Source organism: Streptomyces sp. FXJ1.172 (assembly GCF_001636945.3).
Lineage (GTDB): Bacteria > Actinomycetota > Actinomycetes > Streptomycetales > Streptomycetaceae > Streptomyces.
This window is the reverse complement of record NZ_CP119133.2, coordinates 8465931-8489751: the sequence shown is the minus strand read 5'-3', so window position 1 is coordinate 8489751 and position 23821 is coordinate 8465931. Positions and strand designations below refer to the sequence as shown.

The following is a 23821-nucleotide window of genomic DNA, read 5'->3' as shown; positions in this document are numbered from 1 at the left end:
GCACCCCATGCCGGCCGCAGCCCGTACCGGAGACCCCACCAACCACGGCGGTGTGATCGCAACCCCGCCGCCCGGCGCCGCTGTGCGGGTGGCGACCGTGCTGATCGGCGGCCGTCCCGCCGCCGTCGTGGGCAGCCTGCACACCTGCGCGGTGCCCCCGCACCTGGCCCTGGGGCCGGGGAACGTGGTCATGCCGAACCCGGCCGCGCTCACCTCGGGCCCCGTCCTCATCGGCGGGCTGCCGGCCGCGCGGATGCGCGACCAGACGACCTGCGGCGCGATGATCTCGGGCGGCGACCTGACCGTCCAGATCGGGGGCGTGTGATGAGCGAGCGGTTCATCGGCCGCGGCTGGGCGTTCCCGCTGCGGGTCGGGCCGACCGGCGGGATCGCCATGGTCGAGCGGGAACGGGAGATCGAGGAGGCGATCCGGCTGGTGCTGGGCACCGCGCCCGGAGAGCGCCCGATGCGGCCGGAGTTCGGCTGCGGCATCCACGACTACGTCTTCGCGCCCGGCGACGGCGCCACCGCGGGGCGGATCGCCCAGCAGGTGCGCGAGGCGCTGGAGCGGTGGGAGCCGCGGATCGCCGTGGACGACGTGGTGGTGGCCTTCGACGCGGTGGACGACGGAACCCTCTACATCGACGTGCGCTACACGGTGCGTTCCACCAACGACCGGCGCAACCTGGTGTTTCCCTTCTACACGATCCCCTCCGAGGAGGGGGCCGAGGAAGCGGTCGCGGACTGATGGCCCTGCCCTCCCCCAATCTGGACGACCGGCGGTTCCAGCAACTCGTCGACGAGGCGAAGCGGTACGTGCAGCAGCGCGCGCCGGAGTGGACCGACCACAACGTCTCCGATCCGGGCGTCACCCTGATCGAGACGTTCGCCTATCTCGTGGACCAGTTGCTGTACCGGCTGAACCGGGTGCCGGACAAGAACTACACGGCCTTCCTGGACCTGCTGGGGATCCGGCTGTTCCCGCCGGCGGCGGCGAGCGCGGAGGTCGACTTCTGGCTTTCGGCGCCCCAGCCCGACACGGTGACCCTGCCCGCCGGCACCGAGGTGACCACGGCGGACGGCGAGGCGGAGGAGCCCGTGGTGTTCGCCACCACGGCCGAACTGCGCATCGTGCCGAGCGAGTTGACCCGGCTGGTGACCGCGCCCCGGACCGGTGAGCAGGCCGACCGGACGCGCGAACTGGCCGAGGGCCGTGACGTACGGTGCTTCCAGCCGGCGCCCGAGCCGGGAGACGCGCTGCTGTTCGGGCTGCCCACGGCCGTGCCGCGGTGCATCGTCGCCGTACGGCTGGACAGCCGGGTGGAGGGCGTCGGTGTGGACCCGCGCCAGCCGCCGCTGGTGTGGGAGGCCTGGGACGGCGGGCGCTGGCAGGTGTGCGAGACCGGCTCGGACACCACCGGCGGTCTGAACCGGCCCGGCGAGGTGATCGTGTACGTCCCGGCGGCGCACACCGCGTCCGTGATCGGTGGCACCCGGGCGGGCTGGCTGCGCTGCCGGGTCACCGAGGCACAGCCGGGCCAGCCGTTCTACTCGGAGTCCCCGACCGTGCGGGAGGCGACGGTGTTCACGGTCGGCGGCACCGGCACCGTCGAGCACGCCGAAACGGTCACCGACGTACCGCTCGGCGCGTCGGAGGGGGTGCCGGGCCAGACGTTCCGGCTGGGCCGGCCGCCGGTGCTGCTGGACGGCGAGCCGCCGGTGGTGGAGGTCTCCTCGGCCGACGGGTGGCGGCGCTGGGACGTCGTGGAGCACTTCGGCCGCTCGGGACCCACCGACCGGCATGTCCAAGTCGACGCCACCACGGGCGAGTTCACCTTCCCGCCCGCGCTGCGCGAACCCGACGGGACGCTGCGGCCGTGCGGGGCGGTACCGGAGAAGGGCGCCCAGATACGGGTGTCCCGCTATCGCACCGGCGGCGGCCCGGCCGGCAATGTGGCCCGGGGCGCGATCTCGGTGCTGCGCAGTTCGGTGCCGTACGTCGCGCGGGTGGCCAACCGGGAGGCGGCGCGTGGCGGCGTGGACGGGGAGACCCTCGCCAACGCCAAGCTGCGGGCACCGGACGCGCTGCGGATGCAGGAGCGGGCGGTGACGGCCGAGGACTACGAGATCATCGCCCGGCAGGCGGCCCCTTCGGTGCGCCGGGTGCGCTGTCTGCCGGCGGCGGAGGGCCCCGGTGCGGTGCGGGTGCTGGTGGTGCCGGACGCGGTGGCCGACGAGGGCGACCGGCTCCGCTTCGAGCAGCTGATCCCGTCGGACCAGGTGCTCGCCGTGATCACCGAGAGCCTGGACGAACGGCGGCTGATCGGGACCCGGCTGGTGGTGGAGCCGCCGGTCTACCAGGGCGTCACGGTCGTCGCCCGGCTCGCGGCGGACCCCGAGGACGGCGACCGGATACGGGACGCGGCGCTCGCCGCGCTGTTCCGGTACCTCAACCCGCTGCACGGCGGACCGGACGGCACCGGGTGGCCGTTCGGGCGGCCGGTGCAGTACGGGGAGGTGTTCGGGCTGCTGCAACGCGCCACCGGCAACGCGCTGGTGGAGGAGATCCGGCTGTTCGCCGCCGACCCGATCACCGGCCGGCGGGGCGCTGCGGCGGACCGCATCGACGTGGCCGCGGGCGCGCTGGTGTTCTCCTACCAGCACCAGGTCGTCGTGCAGCCCCTGGGCGGGGGGATCCAGGCGTGAGCCGTGCCGCCGTACCCGGCCTGCCGAGCCGGCATCCGATCGGCGGGCTGCTGCCCGCGCTGTACGCCGACGACGACTTCGCCCAGCGTTTCACCGCGGGTCTGGACACGGTCCTCGCCCCGGTGTTCGCGACGCTCGACAACCTGTCCGCCTATCTCGACCCCCGGGTCGCACCGCTCGACTTCGTGGCCTGGCTGGCGTCGTGGGTGGGCGCCGCCGACGATCCCGAGTGGTCCGCGGAGCTGCGCCGCGAGGCGGTGGTGCGCGCGGTGGAGCTGCATCGCTGGCGCGGCACCCGGCGCGGCCTGGTGGAGCGGCTGCGGCTCACCCTCGGGGTGAACGCCGAGGTCAGCGGCGACGGCGGGGCGGTGTGGTCCCGTACCGCGGGCGCCGAACCGCCGCCGGAGCCGTCCGGCGAAGTGCTGGTCCGGGTGTGGCCGGGCCGCGATCCGGAGGTGGACGAGGGCCGGGTCCGTGAGGTCGTCCGGTCCCTGTGTCCGGTGCATGTCCCGTGCCGGGTGGAGGTCCTGCCCGGCCCGCCCGCCGACGAAGGGAGGTGACGCCATGCGCGCCTGTCCCGCGTGCGGGGCGTCCAACGACCCCGGTGACGACTTCTGCGGCAACTGCGGGTCGTACCTGGGCTGGTCGCAGGAGGGGGCGCGGGAGTCGTCCGCTCCGGCCCCGGCATCCCCGGCACCGGCCGCCGAGGTTCCGCCGGAGCCGGCGGCGCCGCCCGAGCCGGAGCCCGCGCCCGAGCCCGCCAACGGTGCCGGGACGTCCCGCACTTCGCCCACCTCGCCGCCTCGTACGTCGTCCCTGCGGACCAGGCTGACGGGCCGGTCCCGGCGGGATCCGCAGAACGCGAGCCGTACGGGCCGCGAAGGCACGACCACCACGCTGGGACAGCCGGCTGCTCCGGCGGACCCGCCACCGGCGGCACAGGCCGGGGAGAGGCCGGCCGGAGACAACGGCCCCACCTCGGACGGAAGTTCGACGGCCGAAGCCGGCGCCGACGGGACGTCCGCCGCGGCGGAGGCCGGCACCGGGGGACCGCCCACGGCCGAGGTCGGCGCCGACGACGAGGAGCACGGTGGCGCGCAGGCCGGCGACGCCGCCACGTCCCGCACGCGACCCGAGACCGACAACGGCACCGCACCCGTGCGCCCCGCGCCGTCTGCCCCGGCGTCGCCCGAGCCCGAGCCCGAGTCCGTCGGGCCCGTGCAGCCCGCGAAACCGGTGGCGCCGCGTCCCGTCGTACGGTCGGTGCCGGCGCAGACGGAGGTGTCCGGGCTGCCGTGCCGGGTGTGCGGCACGCCGAATCCGCCGGGCCGCCGGTTCTGCCGTCGCTGTGCCAGCCCGCTGGCCCCGGCGCAGGACCGGGCCCCGCTGCCCTGGTGGCGGACCATCTGGCCGTTCCGGCGCCAGGTGCGGGCGGGCTCCGGGCGGGGCATCCGGTTCCTGGTGATCCTGGCCGTGGTCGTGGCGCTGTGCGTGGGCGGCTTCTTCCTGCTGCCCGCCGGGCGCGCCCTGTTCGAGGACACCCGGGACAAGCTCAGCGGCACCAAGGCGGTCACCCCGGTGCGTGTCGAGGCCAGTGCCGAGGTGCCCGGGCATCCGGCGAAGAGCACCACCGACGGGCTCAGCAACCGCTACTGGGGATCGCCCGGGGCGGGGGCCTCGATCACGTACACCTTCGGAAAGCCGTTCCGGCTGGTCGACCTCATCATCACGAACGGCGCGTCGACGGAGCCCGAGGAGTACGCCCGTCAGGCGCGGGCGCTCGAGATGGACCTGGAGGTGACATCGGCGGACGGCTCGGTGCACCGCAAGGAGATCGATCTCAGCGACAAGCCGGGAACACAGACGATCACGACCGGGACCGACGACGTGGTGAAGGTACGGATGGTGCTGCGGAAGGTCACGGGACTCACCGGGCAGCGTCATGTCGCGCTCGCCGAGGTGGAGTTCTTCCAGCGGAGCTGACCCCGCGCGGCGGCTCCGACGAGATCGCCGGGGCCGCCGCGTGGCTGCTGAGCGACCGTGCCTCCTTCGTGACCGGTGCGGTGCTCCGGGTCGACGGCCTTGCACGGGCTCGAACCGGGCCGGGGTCCGGTCAGCCGAGGCCGAGGACGCTCATGGTGTGCTCGGCCATGCGCTGCTCGCCGAGCGCGTTGGGGTGGACGGGCACGATGTTCGTCCCGAAGAGGAGCGGCTCGATCCACCGGGTGCCGATGGCCTGGCACGCGTCATGCCCTTCGGAGGCCTGCGAGAAGTCCACGTACGTGGACCCGGTCTCCTCGGCGGCACGCTGCACGACGGCGTCGAGGTGGGCCTGCAGGGCGTGCACGTACGGCACGTCGCCCTCGGCGAGGGGCAGTTGGGCGAAGCATGACGGGTCGGCCGTTGCGGGCGTGATCCACGGGTAACCGAGCACCGCCACCCGGGCGTTCGGCGCCTTGGCCCGGACGGCGTCCAGTGCGTTCTTGAGCGCAGGGTACGTCTTCGCGTCGATCGCGTCGTCGAAGGACGTGCCGTACTTGTCCTTGCACGGACTGCCCTTGCCCCCGCTGAGGATCCCCTCGGTACCGCAGTCCAGCATGGCGTTGATGAAGGTGCCGTTGTCGTTGCCGCCGATGGTCATCGTCACGAGGTCGGTGCCGGAGGTGACGGCGTCCGCCTGCGGGGCGAGACCGGGGTACTGGGACTCGGTGAAGTCCTTCGTCTCGGCGGCACCACAGGTGACGTCCGTCAGCCGGGCCCCGGTGCGGGCGGCGATGACATGGGGGTAGTTGGCCGTGGAGCGCAGGCACAGCAGGTTGCTGACGTCGATGGGAAGGAGACCCGATCCGGCGCTGTAACTGTCGCCGAGGGCGGCGTAGTTCAGGGGGGTCGTGGCCTGGGCGGGTGCGGCGGTGAGACCGAGGGCCAGGGCCCCGGCGAGTGCGGAAGCCGCGGCTGTGACGCGGCGCAGGGCAGGCGTGGGCATGGGAGGGTGCTCCCTCTTCTCGGGTGGGGACACGAAGCAGGCGGGCATGACGGTGCCCGCGCGTGTGCTGGTGCACGAGAAAACGGCGGCTCAGAGCAAGGGGAGGTGCCGCGACACAGTGGTTACGGCTAGGTACTACCGAGAAGTAATGTGAGGGTGCCGCATCCAGTAGTCAACGTTGCTGACAGAGATTCTTGAAACGCTCACGAAGGGTGCGCCGGCCCGCGGAACCGGCCAACGGGACGTTGCCGGAGCGGAGTTGCGCGCCCGGCCCCGCTCACCGAAGAGCCCGCCTCTTACGGAGTCATGACGTGCCGGTCGCGTCGGCCGGTCGCGGGCCGGTGCGCGGTTAGCGTGGCCGTATGCGTGTACTGGTCACCGGCGGTGCCGGGTTCATCGGGTCCCATGTCGTCGAGGCGCTGCGCGCGAGCGGGCACGAACCGCTCGTGTACGACGTCCGGGAGGATCCCGGCGCGGACGTGCGCAATCCGACGGCGCTCGCCCGGGCGCTGGCCGGTGTGGACGCCGTCTGCCACCAGGCGGCGATGGTCGGGCTCGGCAACGGTGTCGCGGACGCGGCGGAGTACGTCTCGCGCAACGACCTCGGCACGGCCGTGCTGGTCGCGGCCATGGCGGAGGCGGGTGTACGGCGCCTGGTGCTGGCCGGGTCGATGGTGGTGTACGGCGAGGGCCGTTACGCGTGCCCGCGGCACGGGGTCGTACAGCCCGGCCCGCGGGCCGTCGCCGACCTGGACGCGGGACGGTTCGAGCCCCCGTGCCCGCGCTGTGGGGCGGAACTGAGCCCGGGCCTGGTCGGCGAGGACGCCCCGGCCGATCCCCGCAACGTGTACGCGGCGACCAAGCTCGCCCAGGAGCACCTGGCCGCCGCCTGGGCCCGCAGCACGGGCGGGTCGGCGGTGTCCCTGCGCTACCACAACGTGTACGGGCCCCGGATGCCCAGGGACACCCCGTACGCCGGGGTGGCGTCCTTCTTCCGCTCGGCGCTGGCCCGTGGCCAGGCCCCCCGGGTGTTCGAGGACGGGCGCCAGCGGCGGGACTTCGTCCACGTGCGGGACGTGGCGGAGGCGAACGTGGCGGCGCTGGAGGCGGAAGCGGCCCCGGGCGTCCTGACGGCGTACAACACCGGCAGCGGTGAGCCCCGCACCGTCGGCGAGCTGGCCCGGGCGCTGGCGGCCGCGTGCGGCGGACCGGAGCCCGTGGTCACCGGCGAGTACCGGCTGGGGGACGTACGGCACATCACCGCGGACTCCTCCCGGCTGCGGTCCGCGCTGGGGTGGAAGCCGCAGGTCGGCTTCGCGGCGGGAATGCGGGAGTTCGCGCAGGCCGGCCGACGCGAGGACTGAACCGGCGGGCCCGCCGACACGAAGACTGAACCGGCGGGCCCGCTCAGCACGTCACGGCGCCCGCACCTGCCGGACATCGGGAACGGCGCCGGCGGCTCACGGCGTCGGCACGGGCAGCGTCACCTCGAAACGGCAGCCGCCGGGGATGTTGCGGACACTCGCCCGGCCCTGGTGGGCCTCCACGATCCCCCGCACGATCGCCAGGCCGAGCCCCGCACCCGCCGGAGGCGTGCGGGCGTCGGTGCCGCGCCAGCCGGTGTCGAAGACGCGGGGGAGGTCTTCCTCGCGGATGCCGCCGCAGCCGTCGGTGACGGACAGGACCACCGCGTCGGCGGTGCGTTCGGCGGCGATCGCCACCGTGCCGTCGGCCGGGGTGCGGCGGATGGCGTTGACCAGGAGATTGCCGAGCACCCGGGTCATCTCCTTGGCGTCCACCTCCACCGGCACGCGCTCGACGCCGTCGCCCACCAGTCGTACCCCGTGCTCCCTGGCCAGCGGGTCGGCGCCTGCCAGTGCGTCGCCGACGAGGTCGTAGAGCGAGATCCGGGCGGGGCTCAGCGGGAGGGTGCCCGCGTGGATGCGGGAGAGTTCGAAGAGGTCACCGACCATGTCGTTGAGGCGCTCGACCTCGGTGCGGATCTGTTTGAGGTAGCGGTCGGGATCGGCGGCCACACCGTCCTCCAGCGCCTCCGACATGGCACGCAGCCCGGCCAGCGGGGTGCGCAGGTCATGGGAGATCCAGGCCACCAGTTCGCGCCGCGACTTCTCCAGCGCCCGCTCCCGCTCGCGGGACTCGGCGAGCCGCGCGCTGGTGGCGGCCAGCTCGCGGCTGAGCGCGTCGAGTTCGGCGGTGGCCGGGACCTGTGGTGCCGCGAAGGCGCCCGCGTCGCCGAACGAGCGGGCGGCGTCGGCGAGTTCACGGCTGCGGGCGACGACCCAGCGGCCCAGCAGCAGTGCGGTGGCCAGCGAGACCACGGCCGCCATCGCGACGACGGTGGTGACCACGGTCAGGTCGTGCGAGGACAGGAACATCGCCCAGGCCACGGCGAGTGTGCCGGCGAGCATCGCGCCGACGCCGACCGCCGCGACCACGGCGACGGAGGCGGTGAGCGAGCGCCGTCGGATCAGGCGCAGCACGCCCGCTCCCGCCACCCCCGCGACGGCGGCACCGGCGAAGGCGTACAGGGCGATGAGGACAGTGGCGCGCATGGTCAGGACACCGCCTCTCCCGGTTCGAAGCGGTAGCCGACGCCCCAGACCGTCTGGATCAGCCGGGGCCGGGCCGGGTCGTCCTCGACCTTGCCGCGCAGCCGGCGGACATGGACGGTGACCGTCGACAGGTCGCCGAAGTCCCAGCCCCAGACCTCCCGCATCAGGTCCTCGCGGCTGCAGGCGCGGCCCGGGTTGCGCAGGAAGAAGGCCAGCAGGTCGAACTCCCGCAGGGTCAGGGCCAGTTCGGTGCCGTTCTTGGTGGCCCGGCGGGCTTCGGGGTCGACGGCGAGTCCGGCCGCGGCCAGCCGGTGTCCCGTACCGGCGGGGCGGCTGCGGCGCAGCACCGACTCCACGCGCAGGACCAGTTCGCGGGGGCTGAAGGGCTTGGTGACGTAGTCGTCGGCGCCGACCTCGAGGCCCAGGATGCGGTCGTCCTCGTCGCCGCGGGCGGTGAGCATGATGACCGGCACGGGGCCGCCGTCCCGCATCCGCCGGCACACCTCCAGGCCGTCCATGCCGGGCAGCATCAGGTCGAGCACCACGAGGTCGGGCCGGTGGGCGGCGGCGCGGGTGAGGGCCGTCGGGCCGTCGTCGGCGCGGTCGACCACATAGCCGGCGCGGTGCAGATATCCGGTGACGACCTCGGCGACGGTCGGATCGTCGTCGACGACGAGGACCCGGGCCGCCTCGCCCGCGGCTTCGGCCCCGTGGGGCGGGTACGGCGATTGCATGGCTCCAGCCTCGCACCACCAGGTCGGCGCCGCCGGGGCAGCAGGTCCGGCGTCCGCGTTTCGTAAGGTCCCGGAGTCCGATATGCCCGGTTGGCGTTCGTAAGGTGAAAGCCGTGACGACCACTTCCACGGACGTCGACGTGGTGCTGCCCTGCCTGGACGAGGCCGAGGCCCTGCCCTGGGTGCTCGGCCGGATCCCGGCCGGCTGGCGCGCCCTCGTCGTCGACAACGGTTCCACCGACGGCTCCCCCGACATCGCCCGCGCGCTCGGCGCGACGGTGCTGCACGAGCCGCGGCGCGGCTTCGGCGCCGCCTGCCACGCCGGACTGACCGCGGCCACCGGCGACATCGTGTGCTTCTGCGACTGCGACGCCTCGCTCGATCCCGCGCTGCTCGAACCCTTCGTACGGGAGGTCCGCGGCGGCGCGTCCGATCTGGTGCTCGGCCGGCGCCGGCCGCAGGGGCGGGGCGCCTGGCCCGCGCACGCCCGGGCGGGCAATCTCGCACTGGCCCGGATGCTGCGCCGGCGCACCGGGCTGCGCCTGCACGACCTGGGCCCGCTGCGCGCCGCCCGCCGCGAGCAGCTGCTCGCCCTGGACCTCACCGACCGGCGCAGCGGCTACCCGCTGCAGATGGTCGTCCGCGCGGCCGACGCCGGCTGGCGCATCACCGAGCACGACGTGCCCTACCGGCCGCGCACCGGCGCGTCCAAGGTGACCGGCACCTGGCGCGGCACCTGGCAGGCGGTGCGGGACATGAGCCGCGTGCTCGCCGAGGCCCCGGCCGCGAGGGGGCTCGTACGGTGACCACGCTGCTCGTCATCGCCAAGGAACCGCTGCCGGGGCGGGTCAAGACCCGGCTGACCCCGCCGTTCACCCCGCGGGAGGCGGCACGTCTGGCGGAGGCCGCCCTCGCCGACACCCTGCACGCCGTGGCGGCCACGCCGGCCACCCGACGGGTCCTCGTCCTGGACGGCGCGCCGGGCGACTGGCTGCCGCCGGGCTTCGAGGTGCTGCCGCAGTGCGCGGGCACCCTGGACGAGCGGCTGGCGGACGCCTTCGCGCACTGCGACGGACCGGCGCTGCTCATCGGCATGGACACCCCGCAGGTCACCCCGGAGCTGCTCACCGTGGACTTCACGGGCTGCGACGCCTGGTTCGGCCCGGCGCAGGACGGCGGCTTCTGGGCCCTCGGCCTCGCCGTACCCGATCCCGCGCTGCTGCGGGGCGTGCCCATGTCGACGCCGGTGACCGGGGCCGTGCAGCGGGAGCGGCTGCTGGCCGCCGGGCTGCGGGTGTGCGACCTGCCCCGGCTGCGGGACGTGGACACCGTCGATGACGCCCGCGCCGTCGCCGCGCTGGCCCCTGCGGGCCGGTTCGCGGCGCGGCTGGCCCGCTGCCTGCCGGTCGGCCCGCGATGAGCGGCTCGGTCGCCTGGGCCGCCGCCGACCCGTACTCCGCCGCGCTGCGCTGCGGCCACGGCCCGCTGTTCCTGCGCCGCACCGACGGCTGGCTGCTGCCGCTGGAGGTGGAGCGCTGGTGCGGCCGGGCCGATCCCGTCGACCTGGCGGTGCTGGACCGCTGCGAGGGCGCGGTCCTGGACGTCGGCTGCGGGCCGGGCCGGCTGGTCGCGGAACTCGCCGCCCGAGGCCGCAGCGTCCTCGGCGTCGATGTCAGCGAAGCCGCCGTCGAGCACGCGCAACGGCTCGGCGGGGCGGTGCTGCACCGGTCCGTCTTCGAGCCGCTGCCCGGCGAGGGACGCTGGGACACCGTGCTGCTCATGGACGGCAACCTCGGCATCGGCGGCGACCCGGCCGCCCTGCTGGAGCGGGTGGCCGGGCTGCTGCGTCCGGGCGGTCTGCTGATCGCCGAGACCGTGCCGGGACACGTCGACGAACGCGCCCGGGTCGAGGTGGTCGCCGCGGTCGCCGCCACCGCCCACGGCGCGGCTTTCCCCTGGGCCCGCCTCGGCACGCCCGCCCTGCTGCGCTACGCGCGCCGGGCGGGCTGGCGGCCCGTGGCTCAGTGGGAGGCGGGCGGCCGGTGCTTCGCCGCGCTGCGTACCCGCAGCGCCCGCAGCGCGAGCAGCAGCGCCGAGCCGCCGAAGAGGACGGCCGTGATCAGCAGCCAGCGGGTGAGGAAGCCGTCCGGGGACAGTCCGGTGGCCAGCCGGTAGCGCTGGGCCGTCATCCGGCTGATCAGCGGGAACCAGACGAGCAGGAGCAGCAGGGACAGCGCGGCCGGGACCCGTACGTACGGCGTCCAGCCGCGCCGCCCGGCCGCCTCGAGCCCGCGCACGACCAGCCGGTCCGCCAGCGCGTACAGCGGCACCAGGACGAGGTCGTGCAGGACGGCGGCGCCGACGATCCACAGGGTCACCCCGAGCCGGTCACCGGCGAACAGCCGGCTGCCGGCGTACGCGGTGAACGCGAACGAGCAGGTGAGCAGCAGCAGTTGGAACGGACTGCCGAGGGGGATGCGGCGCGGTGGCACGAGTCGCGGCATCACAGGTCTCCGAAGGTCAGCCGGGCCACCCATTTGGTGTTGAGCACACCGGGTGCGGCGGGCACGATGATGCGCGCCGGGTGGCCGTGGTCGGGGGACAGTTCCTCGCCGTTGACGAACAGGGCGAGCAGGGAGCGCCCGTCGGCCACCTGGTTGGCGCGCAGGGCCGCGCGGCGGAAGGCGCCGTGGCGTTGCAGCGACTCCACGAGCACGTCCGGCGGATCGCCGTCGTATCCGACGAGCGCCGCGAGGTCGCGCAGCCGCACCCCCCGCCACCACTGGTCCGCCGTCGACCAGCCCTCCACGCATGCGATGGGCAACGACGAGCTGTGCAGGGGCAGTTGGAGCAGCTGAGCGCGGCTGAGGCGGACGGTGCCGGTGCGGCCGGTGACCACGAGGCGCCAGTTGTCCTCGTGGGTGTCGGCCGCGGTGATCCCGGCGTAGGCGGCGGTCTTGTTGATCTGGAAGCCGTTCGGACCGCCGCCGGGATCGGCCGTGCCGTGCGGCGCGAGCAGTGCCGTACGCCGGAAGGGGCCGCCGAGGGTCTGCCCGACCGTGGTCAGGAACAGCAGCAGCGAGCCGCCGCCCACCATGGCGAGCGCGCCGCGCCGGGAGACGGTGGGCGCGTCGGGACGCGGGGACTCCAAGTGGCTTCCCTCGCGCAGCCGGTGCCGTACGGCGCGCACCGCGGTCGGGGCCTTGAGTACGGCGTGCACCACGAACGCGGCGAAGAAGACCCAGGCGCCGTAGAAGTGCAGCGGGTAGAAGGAGCCGGGGAAGACGTAGTCCAGCTGGACGTTGAGCACCCCGGTGGTGAACTCGAACAGCCCGCCGCCGACCAGGAACAGCAGCGAGATCCGCTCCAGCGCGTGGGCGAGGGAGCGGGCCGGTGGCAGCGCGAACAGCTTCGGCACCACCGACCACAGCTTGGCCAGCAGCACGGGGACGAGGGTGATGCCGAGGGTGACGTGCAGGCCCTGGGTGAAGCGGTACAGCCACACCGGGCCGGTGGGCCAGGCGAAGAGGTAGAAGCCCAGGACGCCCTTGTCCGGTGTCATGTCGTTCACCCGCGACAGGCCCGGGTTGTACGCGGCGTACGACACCAGGCCGGTCACGAACAGCACGGTGATGCCGACGAGCAGGACGAGGCCGAGCACGGAGGTGAACCAGGTGCCGCGCAGCGGGCTGCGCCAGAAACCTGGGGAAGTGGGAAGCCGGGGATGGTCGCGCATGTCCCGACCGTAGGCCGGAAGACCCCTGGAAAAGGGGGTGCGACCCATGACGAAACGCTGACGTCCGGCCCGGACGGCGGCCACTGGCCGCTCCCCCGGCCTAGCGTTTCGGTGTGATCCGCTTCCGCCACCGCGACCTCGACCGTGACCTGCGCCGCGATCTGTACGCCGTCCTCGCCGCCGCCCTCCTCGTGACGGCGGCCGTCCTGGCCGGCCGGCACATCCAGGACACCCGCCACACCCTGTTCGTGCACTGGCCGCCGCTCTTCGCCGACTGGGACCCGCACCTCGGCCCCGGCACTCCGGCGGCCCTGGCGGTGGCGGCAGCCACCGTGGCGTACGGCCCGGCCCTCGCCGTCCGGCTGTCCTTCCGGGCGCTGCTCGCGGCGGCCTGGGCGACGGCCCTGGCCTGGATCTTCTCCCTCGCGTGGATCGACGGCTGGCAGCGCGGCATCGCGGGAAGGCTGACCACCGCCAACGAGTACCTCCGGGTCATCGGCCGCTTCCACGACATCCCGGCCACCCTGCGCGACTTCACCCACCACATCGTCGACGGCACCCCCGCCCCCTGGCCCGCGCACATCGCCGGCCATCCGCCGGCCGCCACGCTCACCTTCGTCCTGCTGGACCGGACCGGGCTTCACGGGGGCGGCTGGGCGGGCATGTTCGTCATCGTCACCGGGGCGACGGGGTGTGTGGCCGTGCTGGTCGCCCTGCGCGCACTGGCCGACGAGAAGCTCGCACGGCGGGCTGCGCCGTTCCTGGTCCTGGCCCCGGCCGCGGTGTGGCAGGGGGTTTCCGCGGACGGCTACTTCGCCGCGGTCGCCGCATGGTCCGTGGCCCTGCTCGCCCTCGCCGTGACACGCCGGTCCCTGTGGTGCGCGGCGGCCTCGGGCCTGCTGTTCGGCCTGACCTGCTACCTCTCCTACGGCCTGGCGCTCTTCGCCCTGACCGGCGCGGCGGTGCTCGTGCTCGGCCGGTCCGGACTGCGGCAACGCCCGGTGCTGTTGCTCCCGTTGCTCGCGGGGCTGGCAGTGTTCCCGGTGGTGTTCGCGCTCGCCGGGTTCAACTGGTGGCAGGCCTACCACCTGCTCGTCACGCGCTACTACCAGGGCGTGGGCGGCACCCGCCCCTACGGCTACTGGGTGTGGGCCAACCTGGCCTGCACCGCGGTCATCACGGGGCCGGCCACGGCGGCGGGCCTGCGCCGCACGACCGCCGCACTGCTGCGCGGCCGTGGCCCCCGAACCACCCGGCCCGCTGCGGCACATGTCCGCCTCGCGTTCCTCGTGACGGCCACTGTGCTCGCCCTGCTGACCGCCGATCTGTCCGGCATGAGCAAGGCGGAGACGGAACGCATCTGGCTGCCGTTCGCCCTGTGGCTGCTCCCGGCCTGCGCCCTGCTGCCCCGCCCCCGCGCCTGGCTGACCGCCCAAGCGGCACTCGCTCTGCTTCTCAACCATCTGCTGTTCACGGGATGGTGACGTCCGTGGCGCGCTGCGGCCGGTCCGGCTGTCAGATCTCCTGCGCGATGTCGGTGGCGGTGCGGTCGGCCAGTCGTTCGTAGCGCTGCCGGGCTGCCTGAGGGGTGCCGAGGCCGAGGCCGAAGGCGATCTCGGGCCAGGTCATACCCCTGCCGCGGGCCATCTGCAGGAGCGAGACCTCCAGTTCGTCCAGCTCCGCCCGCACCAGCGGGACAAGGCTCAACGCCGCCGTGATGTCGGCGTGGTCCACCTCCGGCTCCCCTTCCTCGACCAGTGCGGCCCCGCTGAGCAGGAACGTCACCAGCCGCACCGCCTCGTGCGGCGCGAGGACCAACGGGTGTGTCTGGCGCCGCCGTTGCTCGTCCGTCGCCGCGTGCCGCTCGGCGATGCGGAAGAGCGAGGCGGGGACCCGTTGGGCCCGCGCCTGCTCGGGCCGCGGCGGGAGGAAGGGGTCGGTCTGATCAGCAGTCGATGCCATGCGGCAACCCTGCCGCACCACACGACATGACGTCAACTGACTATTGTGAACGACTTGTTCATCCTCGGGTCGCCGGTGCGGTGATCTCCCGCTTGAGGATCTTGCCGCTCGGGCCCATCGGCAGCGCGTCCGTCACCCAGAGCCGGCGGGGGTACTTGTAGGCCGCCACCCGGTCCCGGACGAACTGCTGCAACTCCTCGGCGTCCGCCTGGACTCCCGGGCGCAGCACCACCGCCGCCGCCACCTCCTCGCCGAGCCGCTCGTCGGGCACACCGAGGACCGCGGCCAGGGCCACGGCCGGGTGCTCGTGCAGGACCTCCTCGATCTCACGCGGGTAGACGTTGTAGCCACCGCGGATGATCAGGTCCTTCTTCCGGTCGACGATGTAGAGGTAGCCGTCCTCGTCCCGGCGGCCGAGGTCGCCGGTGCGCAGCCAGCCGTCGGGGATGGCGGCGGCCGTGTCCTCGGGGCGGTTCCAGTACTCCTTCATCACGTTCGGCCCGCGCACGGCCAGTTCGCCGACCTCGCCCTCGGCGACGTCCCGGCCGGTCTCGTCCAGCAGCCGGACCTCGACGTCACGGATCGGAGTGCCGATGGAGCCCGGCTTGCGCGGGCGGTCGGGGTGGTTGAAGGTGACGACCGGGCTGGTCTCGGACATGCCGAAGCCCTCCAGCACCATGCAGCCGAAGCGCCGTTCGAACCCGTGCAGGACCTCGACCGGGAGGGAGGCGCCGCCCGAGAGGCACGTGCGCAGGCTGGACACGTCGGCATCGGCGGCGCCCGCGTGCTGGAGGAGAGCCGCGTACATGGTGGGCACGCCCTCGAAGACGGTGGCCCGGTCGCGGGCGATGGCGTCGAGCACCGCGCCCGGCTCGAAGCGGGGGACGAGGGTGAGCGAGGCGCCGCAGTGGACGGCGACGTTCATCGTGCAGGTCTGCCCGAAGATGTGGAACAGCGGCAGACAGCCGACGATCACGTCCTGCGAGGTCATCTGCTGCACCTCGTGCACGTTGACCTCGGTGTTGTGGCGCAGCCCGGCGTGGGTCAGCGCGGCACCCTTGGGGCGTCCGGTGGTGCCCGAGGTGTAGAGCAGTACGGCGATGTCGTCCCCGGCGGCGGCGGTCACCTCGTACTGCGGCTCCAGGCGCGCCAGTTCGCCGGCGAAGGCGGCGGGTTCGACCGCCAGGTGGCGCACCCCGGCGGCACGCGCGCCCGCGGTGCCCTCGCCGGGCGCGGCGTGCCACTCGAAGAGCAGGACGGCGCCGGAGTCCTGCAGGTGGTAGGCGGTCTCGCGCTCCTTGAGCAGCGGGTTCAGCGGCACCACGATGCCCCCGGCGCGCAGGACGGCGTAGTACAGGACGACGAACTCGGGCACGTTCGGGAGCATCAGCGCGACCCGGTCGCCGGTGCGCAGGCCCTCGGTGCGCAGCAGGGCGGCGGCCTGGGCGCTCAGCCGGTCCAGCTCGGCATAGCTGGTGGTCGCCGTGCCCAGGCGCAGTGCCGGGTGGTCGGGCAGGCGCCGCGCCGTGTCCACCAGAAAGTCCGCCAGATTGGCCATGATGCCTCCTCGCACCCCTGTTCTCGGCGCTCGCGGGTCCCGCCGCCGACGCTCACGGCATGGTTGCCCGCACGCTCGCGGGCGTCCATGGCCGCGCCCACAGTCCGCGCGTGCCGGAGTTGTTCCCAGGAACAAACACGCCGCCGTACGCTGCACACATGGGTTTGTCACACGTCGGCGCGGCGCTGCGTACGCGTCTTCCGGAGCTGGGTGAGCTGATGACCGAGCGCATCCGCGCGGAGGTCGAGTCGTACGCGGACGACGCGCTCATCCCCTTCGCGTCCCTCAAGGACTCCTGCGAGGACAACGCCGACCTGCTCCTCGGCCGTTTCGCCTTCGGCGCCGAACCCGACGTGGGGGCCGCCCGGCAGACCGGACGCCTGCGGGCGGAGCAGGGTGTGCCGCTCGCCGACACGCTGCACGCCTACCGGGTCGGGTTCGAGCTGCTGTGGTCGGAGATGGTCGACGAGGCGCGCCGGCACCCGGACGTCACGGACGCCGAGCTGGTGGCCGGCTCCTCGGAGATCTGGGCACTGTTCGGCCGCTACGCGGAGGCGGTGGCGGCGGCGTACCGGGAGGCCAGCGCGGAGCTGGCGCTGCAACGCGAGGCGCGCCGCTCGGCGCTGGCCGAGGCGCTGTTCACGGGCGCCCTCGCGGACCGTACGACGCCCTGGGAGGCGGCCCGGCAGCTCGGCCTGCCGGAGCGCGGCCCCTACGCGGTCGTGGCCGCCGCCGTGCCGGATCCCGGGCAGGAGCCGCTGCCCGGGATCGAGGCGGCGCTGCGCCGGTCCGGAATGTCGTCGGTCTGGCGGCTGCTGCCCGACCAGCAGATCGGGCTGGTCTCGCTCGCGCACCGGGACGCGGAGCCGGTGAGCCTGCGGGCGCTGCGCCGACGGCGGGCCCGGGTCGGGATCAGCCCTCGCTTCGACTCGCTGCGGGAGACCCCGCAGGCCCTGCGCTTCGCCCGGCTGGCCCTGGCCGGGCTGCCCGGCGACGGGCCCGGGGTCACGCGCTTCGACGACAGCCCGCTGGCCATGCTGGTGTCCGCGGCCCCGATGGAGGCGAGCCGGCTGGTCGAGGTCGCCCTCGGGCCGGTCCTCGGGCTCCCCGAGGCGGAGCGGGGGCGACTGCTGCGGACGCTGGCGTACTGGTTCACCGCGGGCGGTGCTGCCGCCGAGGCGGCGGACCGGCTCTTCGTCCACCCGAACACCGTGCGCTACCGGCTGCGCCGTGTCGAGGAGCTGACCGGTCGCTCCCTCACCGACCCGACCGCGCTCGCCGACCTGGGCGCCGCGCTGTACGCCCTGCGCATGCTGCCTTCCTGACCCGTCCGCCCGGCTGAAGCCGCCCGGGGCCCGTCGCTCCCCGGCTACGGCGCGGCCGGGAGCCGGTACACCGGCACATGCGAGCGGGACTCGGCGGTGAACGGGGTGCCTTCCCAGTCCGCGTGCCGGAACTCCAGCTCGAATCGGGTCAGTTGGGCCATGAGGTCGAGTTCGGCGGGCCAGATGTAGCGGCGCGGGCTGCCGTACAGCTCGGCCTGCTCGGTGTCGCCGAAGTGGAAGTGGTGCGATACGACACGCTGGTCGAGGATGTCGTAGGTGTCGAGGCCGACATAGCCGGGATCGGCACGCCAGACGGTGGCCGCCCTGCCCGGCGGGAGCGAGCGCAGCTCGGGCACCCACAGCTCGATCGCGAACCGGCCGCCGGGCGTGAGGTGCCGTGCGGCATTGCGGAAGCAACCGACCGGTTCCGCCTGGGTGAGCAGATCCACGAGTTGCAGGTCCGCATCCCGGCCTGGGCCGACGGGGCAGGCGTCAAGCTGAACGGCCGCACGCTGTCCGACCGTCCGGCCGCGGGCAGTTGGTGGCGCCTGGAGCGTGACTGGCGCACCGGTGACCAGGTCGAGGTCTCCCTGCCGATGCGCACGGCCGTCGAGGCGGCCCCCGACGACCCGGACGTGCAGGCCGTGCTGCACGGCCCGGTGGTGCTGGCCGGGGCGTACGGCGGCACGCAGAGCCGCTGGATGCCCCGGCTGGACACCGGTGCGATCCGGCAGACGTCGGCCGACCCCATGCGCTTCACGGCGACGGCCGACGGCGAGACGGTGTCCCTGCTGCCCGTCGCCCGGGTCCACCACCAGTACTACACGTCTACTGGCTGACCGGCCAACCGCCGTCCCCGCCACCGCAGTTCGCCCGCCTGGCACCGCTTCGACGAGACCTCCGGCACATCGGCCGCCGACGCCACCGGCAACGGGAGGACGGCGACCCTGGCCCGCGGAGCCTCCTGGACCCAGGGGCACATCTCCGGCGCCGTGGACCTGGACCGCACCGACGGCCATGTCGCCCTCGCCGAGGGCCTGCTGGCGGGTGCGTCCGCCTACTCGGTGGCGACCTGGGTGAACCTGTCCGGGCAGCCCGCCGCCTGGAGCCGGATCTGCGACTTCGGCACCGGTGTCGGCGCCAACATGTTCCTCACCCCGCTGAGCGGCTCCGGGACGCTGCGCTACGCGATCACCACGAGCGGCGGCGGGGCGGAGCAGCGCATCGACGCCGACCCGCTGCCGACCGACCGCTGGGTCCACGTGGCCGTCACCTACGCAGCCGGCACGGCCGTGCTGTACGTCGACGGCCGCGAAGCGGGCCGCAACACGGCGGTCACCGTCGAACTTCGGCAACCACATCCGGGCCGCGTACATCGGCAGGTCCCAGTACCCGGACCCGTACCTGAAGGCCGCGGTCGACGACTTCCGCGTCTACGGCCGGTCGCTCATCGCGGCCGAGGTCGCGGCCCTGGCCGGCGCCTAGCGAAGCCGTCGTACGCCTCCCCCAATTCCCTTGTCCGGCAGGAGAGACGGTGACGGGACACAGCGACGACCGGGGTGTGACCCGGCGACAGGCGCTCGCGCTCGGCGCGGCGGTGGCGGACACGGTCGCCTTCGAGCCTCGCCCCGGACGTCCGGGCGCTCACCACGGGCCGTGACGACCTGGCGCATGTGTACGTCGAGGCCGTGGACCGGCGGGGCCGGCTCGTGCCCGACGCGACGGTCCAGGTGGCCTTCGAGGTGTCGGGCGCGGGCGAACTCGCCGGGGTCGCCAACGGCAACCCGCACAACGTGGACAGTTTCCGGCAACCGCGCCGCCACACCTGGCACGGCCGCGCCCTGGCGATCCTGCGCCCCGCGAAGGGCCCCGGCCCGCTCACCCTCTCGGCGACCGCGCCGGGCCTGCGCCCGACCGCGCTGACGCTGCCGGTGACACCGGCCTGACGAGCCGGGCCCACACCCCGGCCGGGCGGGGCAACCGCCGTTCAGAGGGAGATGTCGATGTCCTCGACGTCGGTGAACTCCACCAGCAGGCCGTGCGCGCGGCGGCCGGCGTCGCGGAAGTACATCTCCCCCAGCCCCTGGGCCGCGATCTCCTGCAACTGGGACTCGGTGGCGCCCTGGTCCCGGGCGGCGAACAGGCGCTCGGCCCACCGGGGCGGCAGCGCCTGGGTGATGTGGCGCAGGCGGGCGTCGTCGGTGGTGCCCGGCGCCGCGGTGAAACCGAACCGGGCACGCGCCGAGACGACGATGCCCTCCGCCGTGGCGGCCCGGTCCCTGGCCCGCGCCCGCACCTGCGGCTGCCAGCGCAGTCTGGTCTCGCGTTCCAGCCGCGCGGCGAGGTCCTTGCGCGGGTGCTTGAGCGTACCGGCCACATACCGCTCCACCGTGCGCTGCGAGACGCCCAGCAGCCCGGCGGCCTGCCGTGTGCCCTTGAGCTGCTTGACCAGGTACTTCATCTGGGCCTGCGCGGACTTGGGGACGGGACGGGTGAAGGCCCCTTCCAGCGCCCGGTCCAGGCTCTCCCCGACGGTGTCCACGGGCTGCTCCTCTCCGCCTCGAGGCGACCCGGCGTCGGCCCTCTCGCGGGTCAGCCTATGCGACGGAGCCGACAGCCACGGACATGCACACCACTCCCCCTTTTGAACGCGTTCAAATGCACGGCTAGGCTGGGTCCGACCGACAGAAAGGGGGCGTGATGAAGGTGGTTCTGCCCGGGGGCACCGGACAGGTGGGCACGATTCTCGACCGCGCGCTGACGGCGGCGGGTCATGAGGTCACGGTACTGACCAGGCATCCGCGGCGAGAGCGCCAGATCGGCTGGGACGGGGTCACGCTCAGCCCGTGGGCCGAGGCGGTCGACGGCTGCGACGTCGTGATCAACCTGGCGGGGCGCAGCGTCTCCTGCCGCTACACCCCCGAGAACCTGCGGGCCATGATGGACTCCCGGGTGGACTCCGCGCGGGTGGTCGGCGAGGCGATCGCCGCGTCCGCGCGACCGCCGCGGGTCTGGCTGCAGATGAGCACCGCGACGATCTACGCCCATCGTTTCGACGCGGCGCACGACGAGGCGACGGGCGTGATCGGCGGCTCGGAGGCCGGGGTGCCGGACTACTGGGGCTTCAGCGTCGAGATCGCACGGAACTGGGAGCGCGCGCAGCGCGAGGCGCCGACGCCGGCGACACGCAAGGTGGCGCTGCGCTCGGCGATGGTGATGAGTCCGGACCCGGGCGGTGTCTTCGACGCCCTGCTGGGGCTGGCCCGGCTGGGGCTGGGCGGACCCGTCGCCGGTGGTGCGCAGTACGTCTCCTGGATCCATGACGAGGACTTCGTCCGCGCGGTGGAGTTCCTGATCGACCGCGCCGACATCGACGGACCGGTCAACCTCGCCGCCCCCGGCCCCCTGAGCCAACGGGACTTCATGCGTACGCTGCGCGCCGCCTGGGGCGTCCCGGTCGGGCTGCCGGCGACGCGCTGGATGGCGGAACTGGGCGCGTTCGCACTTCGCTCGGACACCGAACTGCTGCTCAAGAGCCGCCGGGTGATACCGGGCCGGCTGCGGGAGGCCGGGTTCGTCTTCGCCCATCCCGCCTGGGAGTCGGCCGCCGCGGACCTCGTCCAGCGAGCCCCCGCAGGACTCCGCTGGCCCGGGCGCGTGCCCGCGCCGCGTGTCCGCCGGTGAGTTCGAGGACACGACGGGCATGTCCGTGGTGTCCGGACCACCCGGCCGCGCGTCTCACCCGGTGCCGGGCTGGAGGAGCCTGAAGAAGAGGCGGGCCGCGGTGCGCTGGGCGGCGTGGCGCAGCCGGACCGGTGCCGGGCGGGCCGGCGGCACGGCACAGGAGGCCGTCGCCAGCCGCGGGAACAGGGCTTCGGCACCGGTGCGGTTGACGGCCGCCAGTGTGGCCGGGTCGACGCCGGTGTCCAGGCCGTTGGCGAAGTACTGGGCGCCGGCCGCCGGGGCGAAGGGCCAGTCGCTGCCGAACAGGACATGGCCGGGGCGGGCGAAGGCCAGCAGGGTGGGCAGCGCTGCCGGGGTGGAGGACAGCGCGGTGTCGAAGTAGAAGCCGCGCAGATCGTCCAGGACGTCCAGGGGGCTGCGGCCGGTGTCACCGGCGAGGGGTCCGGCCAGCCGGTGGGAGGCGTAGGGCAGGAAGCCGCCGGCGTGGCTGAGGATGAAGCGGACACGGGGATACCGCCGGACGATGCCGTTGCGTACGAGGAGGTAGGCGGCCCGGGTCGTGTCGAGCAGGAAGTCGGCGGCGAACGGCGGGATGCCGTCGACGGCGGGCGCGGGCAGTTCGGCGGGGTGCACGAAGACGACGGCTTCGCGCTCGTCCAGGGTGCGCCACAGGGCGTCCTGCCCGTCCGCGCCGAGGTAGGTGCCCGCGCTGTTGGCCAGCAGGACGACACCGTCGGCGCCCAGTTCGTCCAGGGCCCGCCGGGCCTCGGCGGCGCAGGCGGTCACGTCGGGCATCGGCAGGGTCGCGAACCAGCCGAAGCGGCCGGGGTGTTCGGTGGGGAGGGCCGCGCAGTGGTCGTTGAGCCGTCGCGCCAGTTCGGCGGCCTCGTCCGGATCGGCGAGGAAGGCCGTGCCGGGCGCGGAGACGGAGACGATCGCGGTGGCGGTGCCCAGCAAATCCATCGTCCCCAGCGCGTCTTCGGCACTCCACCCCGGGAGGGTGCGTCCGCCCGCCTCGGCGATACCGGCCTCGGCCAGCCGGTCGCGGTAGAAGGCGGGGACGATGTGCTGGTGGACGTCGATCCTGCGCGGTGCGGGGGGCATGGGATGACCTCTTGCCTTTCGTGGGGGCAGGACAAAGGATCACACGAATTGACATTCCGTCAAAATCAACCCATCCATCCCGTCGCAAGGGTCGGGGACAAGCGCTGGACGGCGGCCCGCAAGCGGGAGATCCGCGACAGCCGCCCGCGCGGCACCGCGACCATCGCGCGGGCCTGTGCCGAATCCACCGCCCCACCGCGGGTCCTGGTGTCCGCCTCCGCGACGGGCTGCTACGGCGACACCGGCGAGCGGCTCGTGGACGAGAGCGAGCCGGCCGGCAACGACTCATCGGCGAGGCACTCGGCTCGGTGCTCCGAGCGGCCGGTTGAGGACTGTGTGCCGCGGGACCGTGCACGGGATCCGCCGGCATCCGGCAAAGTCGTCCGCGGGGCAGCGGGCCGGGTGCGGGCACGCCCTGCGCGCGGGATCATGGTCGCCCAGCCGCAACGGTGCCGGGACTCGGCGGAGGACCGGTGACAAGGAGGACGTCGTGTGCCGACTGTTCGGACTGATCAGCTCTCCCCACCGCACCCACGCCACGTTCTGGCTGCTGGACGCCCCCGACAGCCTCAGCGCGCAGAGTCACCGCGAACCGGACGGCACCGGGCTCGGGTACTTCGACGCGGACGGAACACCGCAGGTGCACAAGGCACCGATCGCCGCCTATGAGGACCGCGCCTACGCCCGGGAGGCCCGGGAGGTCGAGTCGGCCACCTTCCTCGCCCACATCCGCTACGCCTCGACCGGAGGCCTGGACGTGCGCAACACCCATCCCTTCGCCCAGCAAGGACGGCTGTTCGCGCACAACGGTGTGATCGAGGGGCTCGACGCGCTCGACCGTCACCTGGGCGAGGACCTCTCAGCGGTGCGCGGCGACACCGATTCGGAGCGCTTCTTCGCCCTGGTCACCCGGGAGACCGCCGCGCACGGCGGTGATGTGTCCGCCGGTCTCGTGTCCGCCGCGCGCTGGGTGGCCGGGCACCTTCCCCTCTACGCCCTCAACGTCATCCTCATCACCGCCGACGAACTGTGGGCCCTGCGCTATCCCGCCACCCACGAGCTGTACGTCCTGCGGCGCCCGGCGGGCGGTCAGCACGGCTCACGGCATCTGGACCACGCCGGCCGTGACGGCCATCTGCGCGTGCGGTCGGCGCGCCTGGGCACGCTCGCCTCCGTCGTCGTGGCCAGCGAGCCCATGGACGAGAACCCGCTGTGGCGGCCCATGGACCCCGGCGAGCTGCTCCACGTCGGCCCCGGCTTGCACCCCACGTCCCGCATCGCCCTGCCGGACCCGCCGGCCCACCCGCTCACCCTGGCCGACCTGGAACCCGGCGCGGCCGCCTCGCAGCGGCCGGCGTAGCGCTCCGCCGTACCGCCGGGCCATGAGAACGCGGGGAGACGGCGCGGAGCCGGCCGGCGAACACGCCCTCCGCGGGTTCCGCCGGGCGGACTGA

The 23821-nt window shown here is 74.0% G+C and carries 26 protein-coding genes and 1 pseudogene; 18 read left to right on the top strand and 9 right to left on the bottom strand.

The features are described from left to right. Window positions 1–7 precede the first annotated feature (7 nt). Genes A6P39_RS38365 through A6P39_RS38345 form a run of 5 tightly spaced genes read left to right on the top strand, consistent with a single transcriptional unit; the run spans window position 8 to window position 4688 of the window. On the top strand, window positions 8–325 hold the full coding sequence (locus A6P39_RS38365; protein ID WP_067043817.1) for a PAAR domain-containing protein: 318 nt from the start codon (window positions 8–10) through the stop codon (window positions 323–325). Then, on the top strand, window positions 325–747 hold the full coding sequence (locus tag A6P39_RS38360; RefSeq protein ID WP_067043820.1) for a GPW/gp25 family protein: 423 nt from the start codon (window positions 325–327) through the stop codon (window positions 745–747). Before A6P39_RS38365 ends, A6P39_RS38360 begins: the two co-directional genes overlap by 1 nt. Next, window positions 747–2705, top strand: a complete 1959-nt coding sequence (locus A6P39_RS38355) for a putative baseplate assembly protein (protein WP_067043823.1) — start codon at window positions 747–749, stop codon at window positions 2703–2705. The genes A6P39_RS38360 and A6P39_RS38355 overlap by 1 nt, the downstream gene beginning before the upstream one ends. Then, window positions 2702–3265: a phage tail protein gene (locus A6P39_RS38350; RefSeq protein WP_067043827.1), complete on the top strand. Its 564-nt coding sequence runs from the start codon at window positions 2702–2704 to the stop codon at window positions 3263–3265. The genes A6P39_RS38355 and A6P39_RS38350 overlap by 4 nt, the downstream gene beginning before the upstream one ends. A gap of 4 nt (window positions 3266–3269) precedes the next feature. Beyond that, window positions 3270–4688 carry a zinc ribbon domain-containing protein gene (locus tag A6P39_RS38345; protein WP_234378821.1) on the top strand — a complete coding sequence of 473 codons (1419 nt, stop codon included), beginning with the start codon at window positions 3270–3272 and terminating at the stop codon, window positions 4686–4688. 130 nt (window positions 4689–4818) lie between these two features. On the opposite strand, the gene A6P39_RS38340 is transcribed toward A6P39_RS38345, so the two are convergent. Next, entirely contained in the window at window positions 4819–5691 is an 873-nt protein-coding gene (locus tag A6P39_RS38340) for an SGNH/GDSL hydrolase family protein (RefSeq protein ID WP_067043829.1), read from the bottom strand. Between the two features lie 362 nt (window positions 5692–6053). Here A6P39_RS38340 and A6P39_RS38335 point away from each other — a divergent pair, with 362 nt between their 5' ends. After that, the gene (locus tag A6P39_RS38335) at window positions 6054–7055 is read left to right on the top strand and encodes an NAD-dependent epimerase/dehydratase family protein (protein WP_067043832.1); all 1002 of its coding nucleotides are present in this window, start codon (window positions 6054–6056) and stop codon (window positions 7053–7055) included. A gap of 96 nt (window positions 7056–7151) precedes the next feature. Here the strand turns inward: A6P39_RS38335 and A6P39_RS38330 are convergent, their stop codons facing one another. Then, on the bottom strand, window positions 7152–8264 hold the full coding sequence (locus A6P39_RS38330; protein ID WP_067043836.1) for a sensor histidine kinase: 1113 nt from the start codon (window positions 8262–8264) through the stop codon (window positions 7152–7154). A gap of 2 nt (window positions 8265–8266) precedes the next feature. Continuing rightward, window positions 8267–8998 (bottom strand): response regulator transcription factor, encoded by a 732-nt coding sequence (locus tag A6P39_RS38325; protein WP_067043839.1) that lies wholly within the window; start codon window positions 8996–8998, stop codon window positions 8267–8269. Window positions 8999–9102: 104 nt separating this feature from the next. Between A6P39_RS38325 and A6P39_RS38320 the strand changes: the two genes are divergently transcribed. From A6P39_RS38320 to A6P39_RS38310, 3 genes are read left to right on the top strand one after another with little or no spacing between them, the layout of a single operon-like run. Continuing rightward, complete coding sequence (locus tag A6P39_RS38320) at window positions 9103–9804, top strand: glycosyltransferase family 2 protein (protein ID WP_067043842.1); 702 nt, start codon at window positions 9103–9105, stop codon at window positions 9802–9804. Then, the gene (locus tag A6P39_RS38315) at window positions 9801–10418 is read left to right on the top strand and encodes a TIGR04282 family arsenosugar biosynthesis glycosyltransferase (RefSeq protein ID WP_067043845.1); all 618 of its coding nucleotides are present in this window, start codon (window positions 9801–9803) and stop codon (window positions 10416–10418) included. Before A6P39_RS38320 ends, A6P39_RS38315 begins: the two co-directional genes overlap by 4 nt. Further along, complete coding sequence (locus tag A6P39_RS38310) at window positions 10415–11173, top strand: class I SAM-dependent methyltransferase (RefSeq protein WP_067043848.1); 759 nt, start codon at window positions 10415–10417, stop codon at window positions 11171–11173. Before A6P39_RS38315 ends, A6P39_RS38310 begins: the two co-directional genes overlap by 4 nt. Before the next feature lie 328 nt (window positions 11174–11501). Here A6P39_RS38310 and A6P39_RS38305 read toward each other — a convergent pair whose 3' ends face one another. Then, window positions 11502–12734 carry a molybdopterin-dependent oxidoreductase gene (locus tag A6P39_RS38305; RefSeq protein ID WP_079133278.1) on the bottom strand — a complete coding sequence of 411 codons (1233 nt, stop codon included), beginning with the start codon at window positions 12732–12734 and terminating at the stop codon, window positions 11502–11504. A gap of 113 nt (window positions 12735–12847) precedes the next feature. Here A6P39_RS38305 and A6P39_RS38300 point away from each other — a divergent pair, with 113 nt between their 5' ends. Beyond that, window positions 12848–14218, top strand: a complete 1371-nt coding sequence (locus tag A6P39_RS38300; protein ID WP_067043851.1) for a hypothetical protein — start codon at window positions 12848–12850, stop codon at window positions 14216–14218. A 31-nt stretch (window positions 14219–14249) separates the two neighbouring features. Here the strand turns inward: A6P39_RS38300 and A6P39_RS38295 are convergent, their stop codons facing one another. Together A6P39_RS38295 and A6P39_RS38290 are read right to left on the bottom strand one after the other, a co-directional pair. Beyond that, window positions 14250–14696, bottom strand: a complete 447-nt coding sequence (locus A6P39_RS38295; RefSeq protein ID WP_067043854.1) for a DNA-binding protein — start codon at window positions 14694–14696, stop codon at window positions 14250–14252. Window positions 14697–14754: 58 nt separating this feature from the next. Beyond that, the gene (locus A6P39_RS38290) at window positions 14755–16254 is read right to left on the bottom strand and encodes a long-chain-fatty-acid--CoA ligase (protein ID WP_067043857.1); all 1500 of its coding nucleotides are present in this window, start codon (window positions 16252–16254) and stop codon (window positions 14755–14757) included. A 158-nt stretch (window positions 16255–16412) separates the two neighbouring features. Here A6P39_RS38290 and A6P39_RS38285 point away from each other — a divergent pair, with 158 nt between their 5' ends. Continuing rightward, window positions 16413–17579 (top strand): PucR family transcriptional regulator, encoded by a 1167-nt coding sequence (locus A6P39_RS38285; RefSeq protein ID WP_067043861.1) that lies wholly within the window; start codon window positions 16413–16415, stop codon window positions 17577–17579. A gap of 44 nt (window positions 17580–17623) precedes the next feature. Here A6P39_RS38285 and A6P39_RS38280 read toward each other — a convergent pair. Then, window positions 17624–18025, bottom strand: a pseudogene (locus A6P39_RS38280) (SAM-dependent methyltransferase); the annotation flags it as partial. Between the two features lie 6 nt (window positions 18026–18031). Here A6P39_RS38280 and A6P39_RS38275 point away from each other — a divergent pair. From A6P39_RS38275 to A6P39_RS38260, 4 genes are all read left to right on the top strand, one after another. Beyond that, window positions 18032–18418: a beta-L-arabinofuranosidase domain-containing protein gene (locus tag A6P39_RS38275; RefSeq protein WP_267893297.1), complete on the top strand. Its 387-nt coding sequence runs from the start codon at window positions 18032–18034 to the stop codon at window positions 18416–18418. 153 nt (window positions 18419–18571) lie between these two features. Next, window positions 18572–19117 (top strand): LamG domain-containing protein, encoded by a 546-nt coding sequence (locus A6P39_RS38270; protein ID WP_267893298.1) that lies wholly within the window; start codon window positions 18572–18574, stop codon window positions 19115–19117. Further along, entirely contained in the window at window positions 19114–19239 is a 126-nt protein-coding gene (locus A6P39_RS38265) for a hypothetical protein (RefSeq protein ID WP_267893299.1), read from the top strand. The genes A6P39_RS38270 and A6P39_RS38265 overlap by 4 nt, the downstream gene beginning before the upstream one ends. Before the next feature lie 13 nt (window positions 19240–19252). Then, the gene (locus A6P39_RS38260; protein WP_067043865.1) at window positions 19253–19525 is read left to right on the top strand and encodes a hypothetical protein; all 273 of its coding nucleotides are present in this window, start codon (window positions 19253–19255) and stop codon (window positions 19523–19525) included. A 41-nt stretch (window positions 19526–19566) separates the two neighbouring features. Here A6P39_RS38260 and tpg read toward each other — a convergent pair whose 3' ends face one another. After that, complete coding sequence (tpg, locus tag A6P39_RS38255; RefSeq protein ID WP_067043868.1) at window positions 19567–20121, bottom strand: telomere-protecting terminal protein Tpg; 555 nt, start codon at window positions 20119–20121, stop codon at window positions 19567–19569. A gap of 158 nt (window positions 20122–20279) precedes the next feature. On the opposite strand from tpg, the gene A6P39_RS38250 reads away from it, so the two are divergent. After that, entirely contained in the window at window positions 20280–21263 is a 984-nt protein-coding gene (locus A6P39_RS38250) for a TIGR01777 family oxidoreductase (RefSeq protein WP_067043871.1), read from the top strand. Between the two features lie 54 nt (window positions 21264–21317). Here A6P39_RS38250 and A6P39_RS38245 read toward each other — a convergent pair whose 3' ends face one another. Continuing rightward, on the bottom strand, window positions 21318–22367 hold the full coding sequence (locus tag A6P39_RS38245; protein WP_067043874.1) for an amidohydrolase family protein: 1050 nt from the start codon (window positions 22365–22367) through the stop codon (window positions 21318–21320). A 48-nt stretch (window positions 22368–22415) separates the two neighbouring features. Between A6P39_RS38245 and A6P39_RS45650 the strand changes: the two genes are divergently transcribed. Both A6P39_RS45650 and A6P39_RS38235 read left to right on the top strand, forming a co-directional pair. Then, window positions 22416–22844: a hypothetical protein gene (locus A6P39_RS45650; protein ID WP_199840758.1), complete on the top strand. Its 429-nt coding sequence runs from the start codon at window positions 22416–22418 to the stop codon at window positions 22842–22844. 13 nt (window positions 22845–22857) lie between these two features. Beyond that, window positions 22858–23727, top strand: a complete 870-nt coding sequence (locus tag A6P39_RS38235; protein WP_067043877.1) for a class II glutamine amidotransferase — start codon at window positions 22858–22860, stop codon at window positions 23725–23727. Window positions 23728–23821 lie beyond the last annotated feature (94 nt).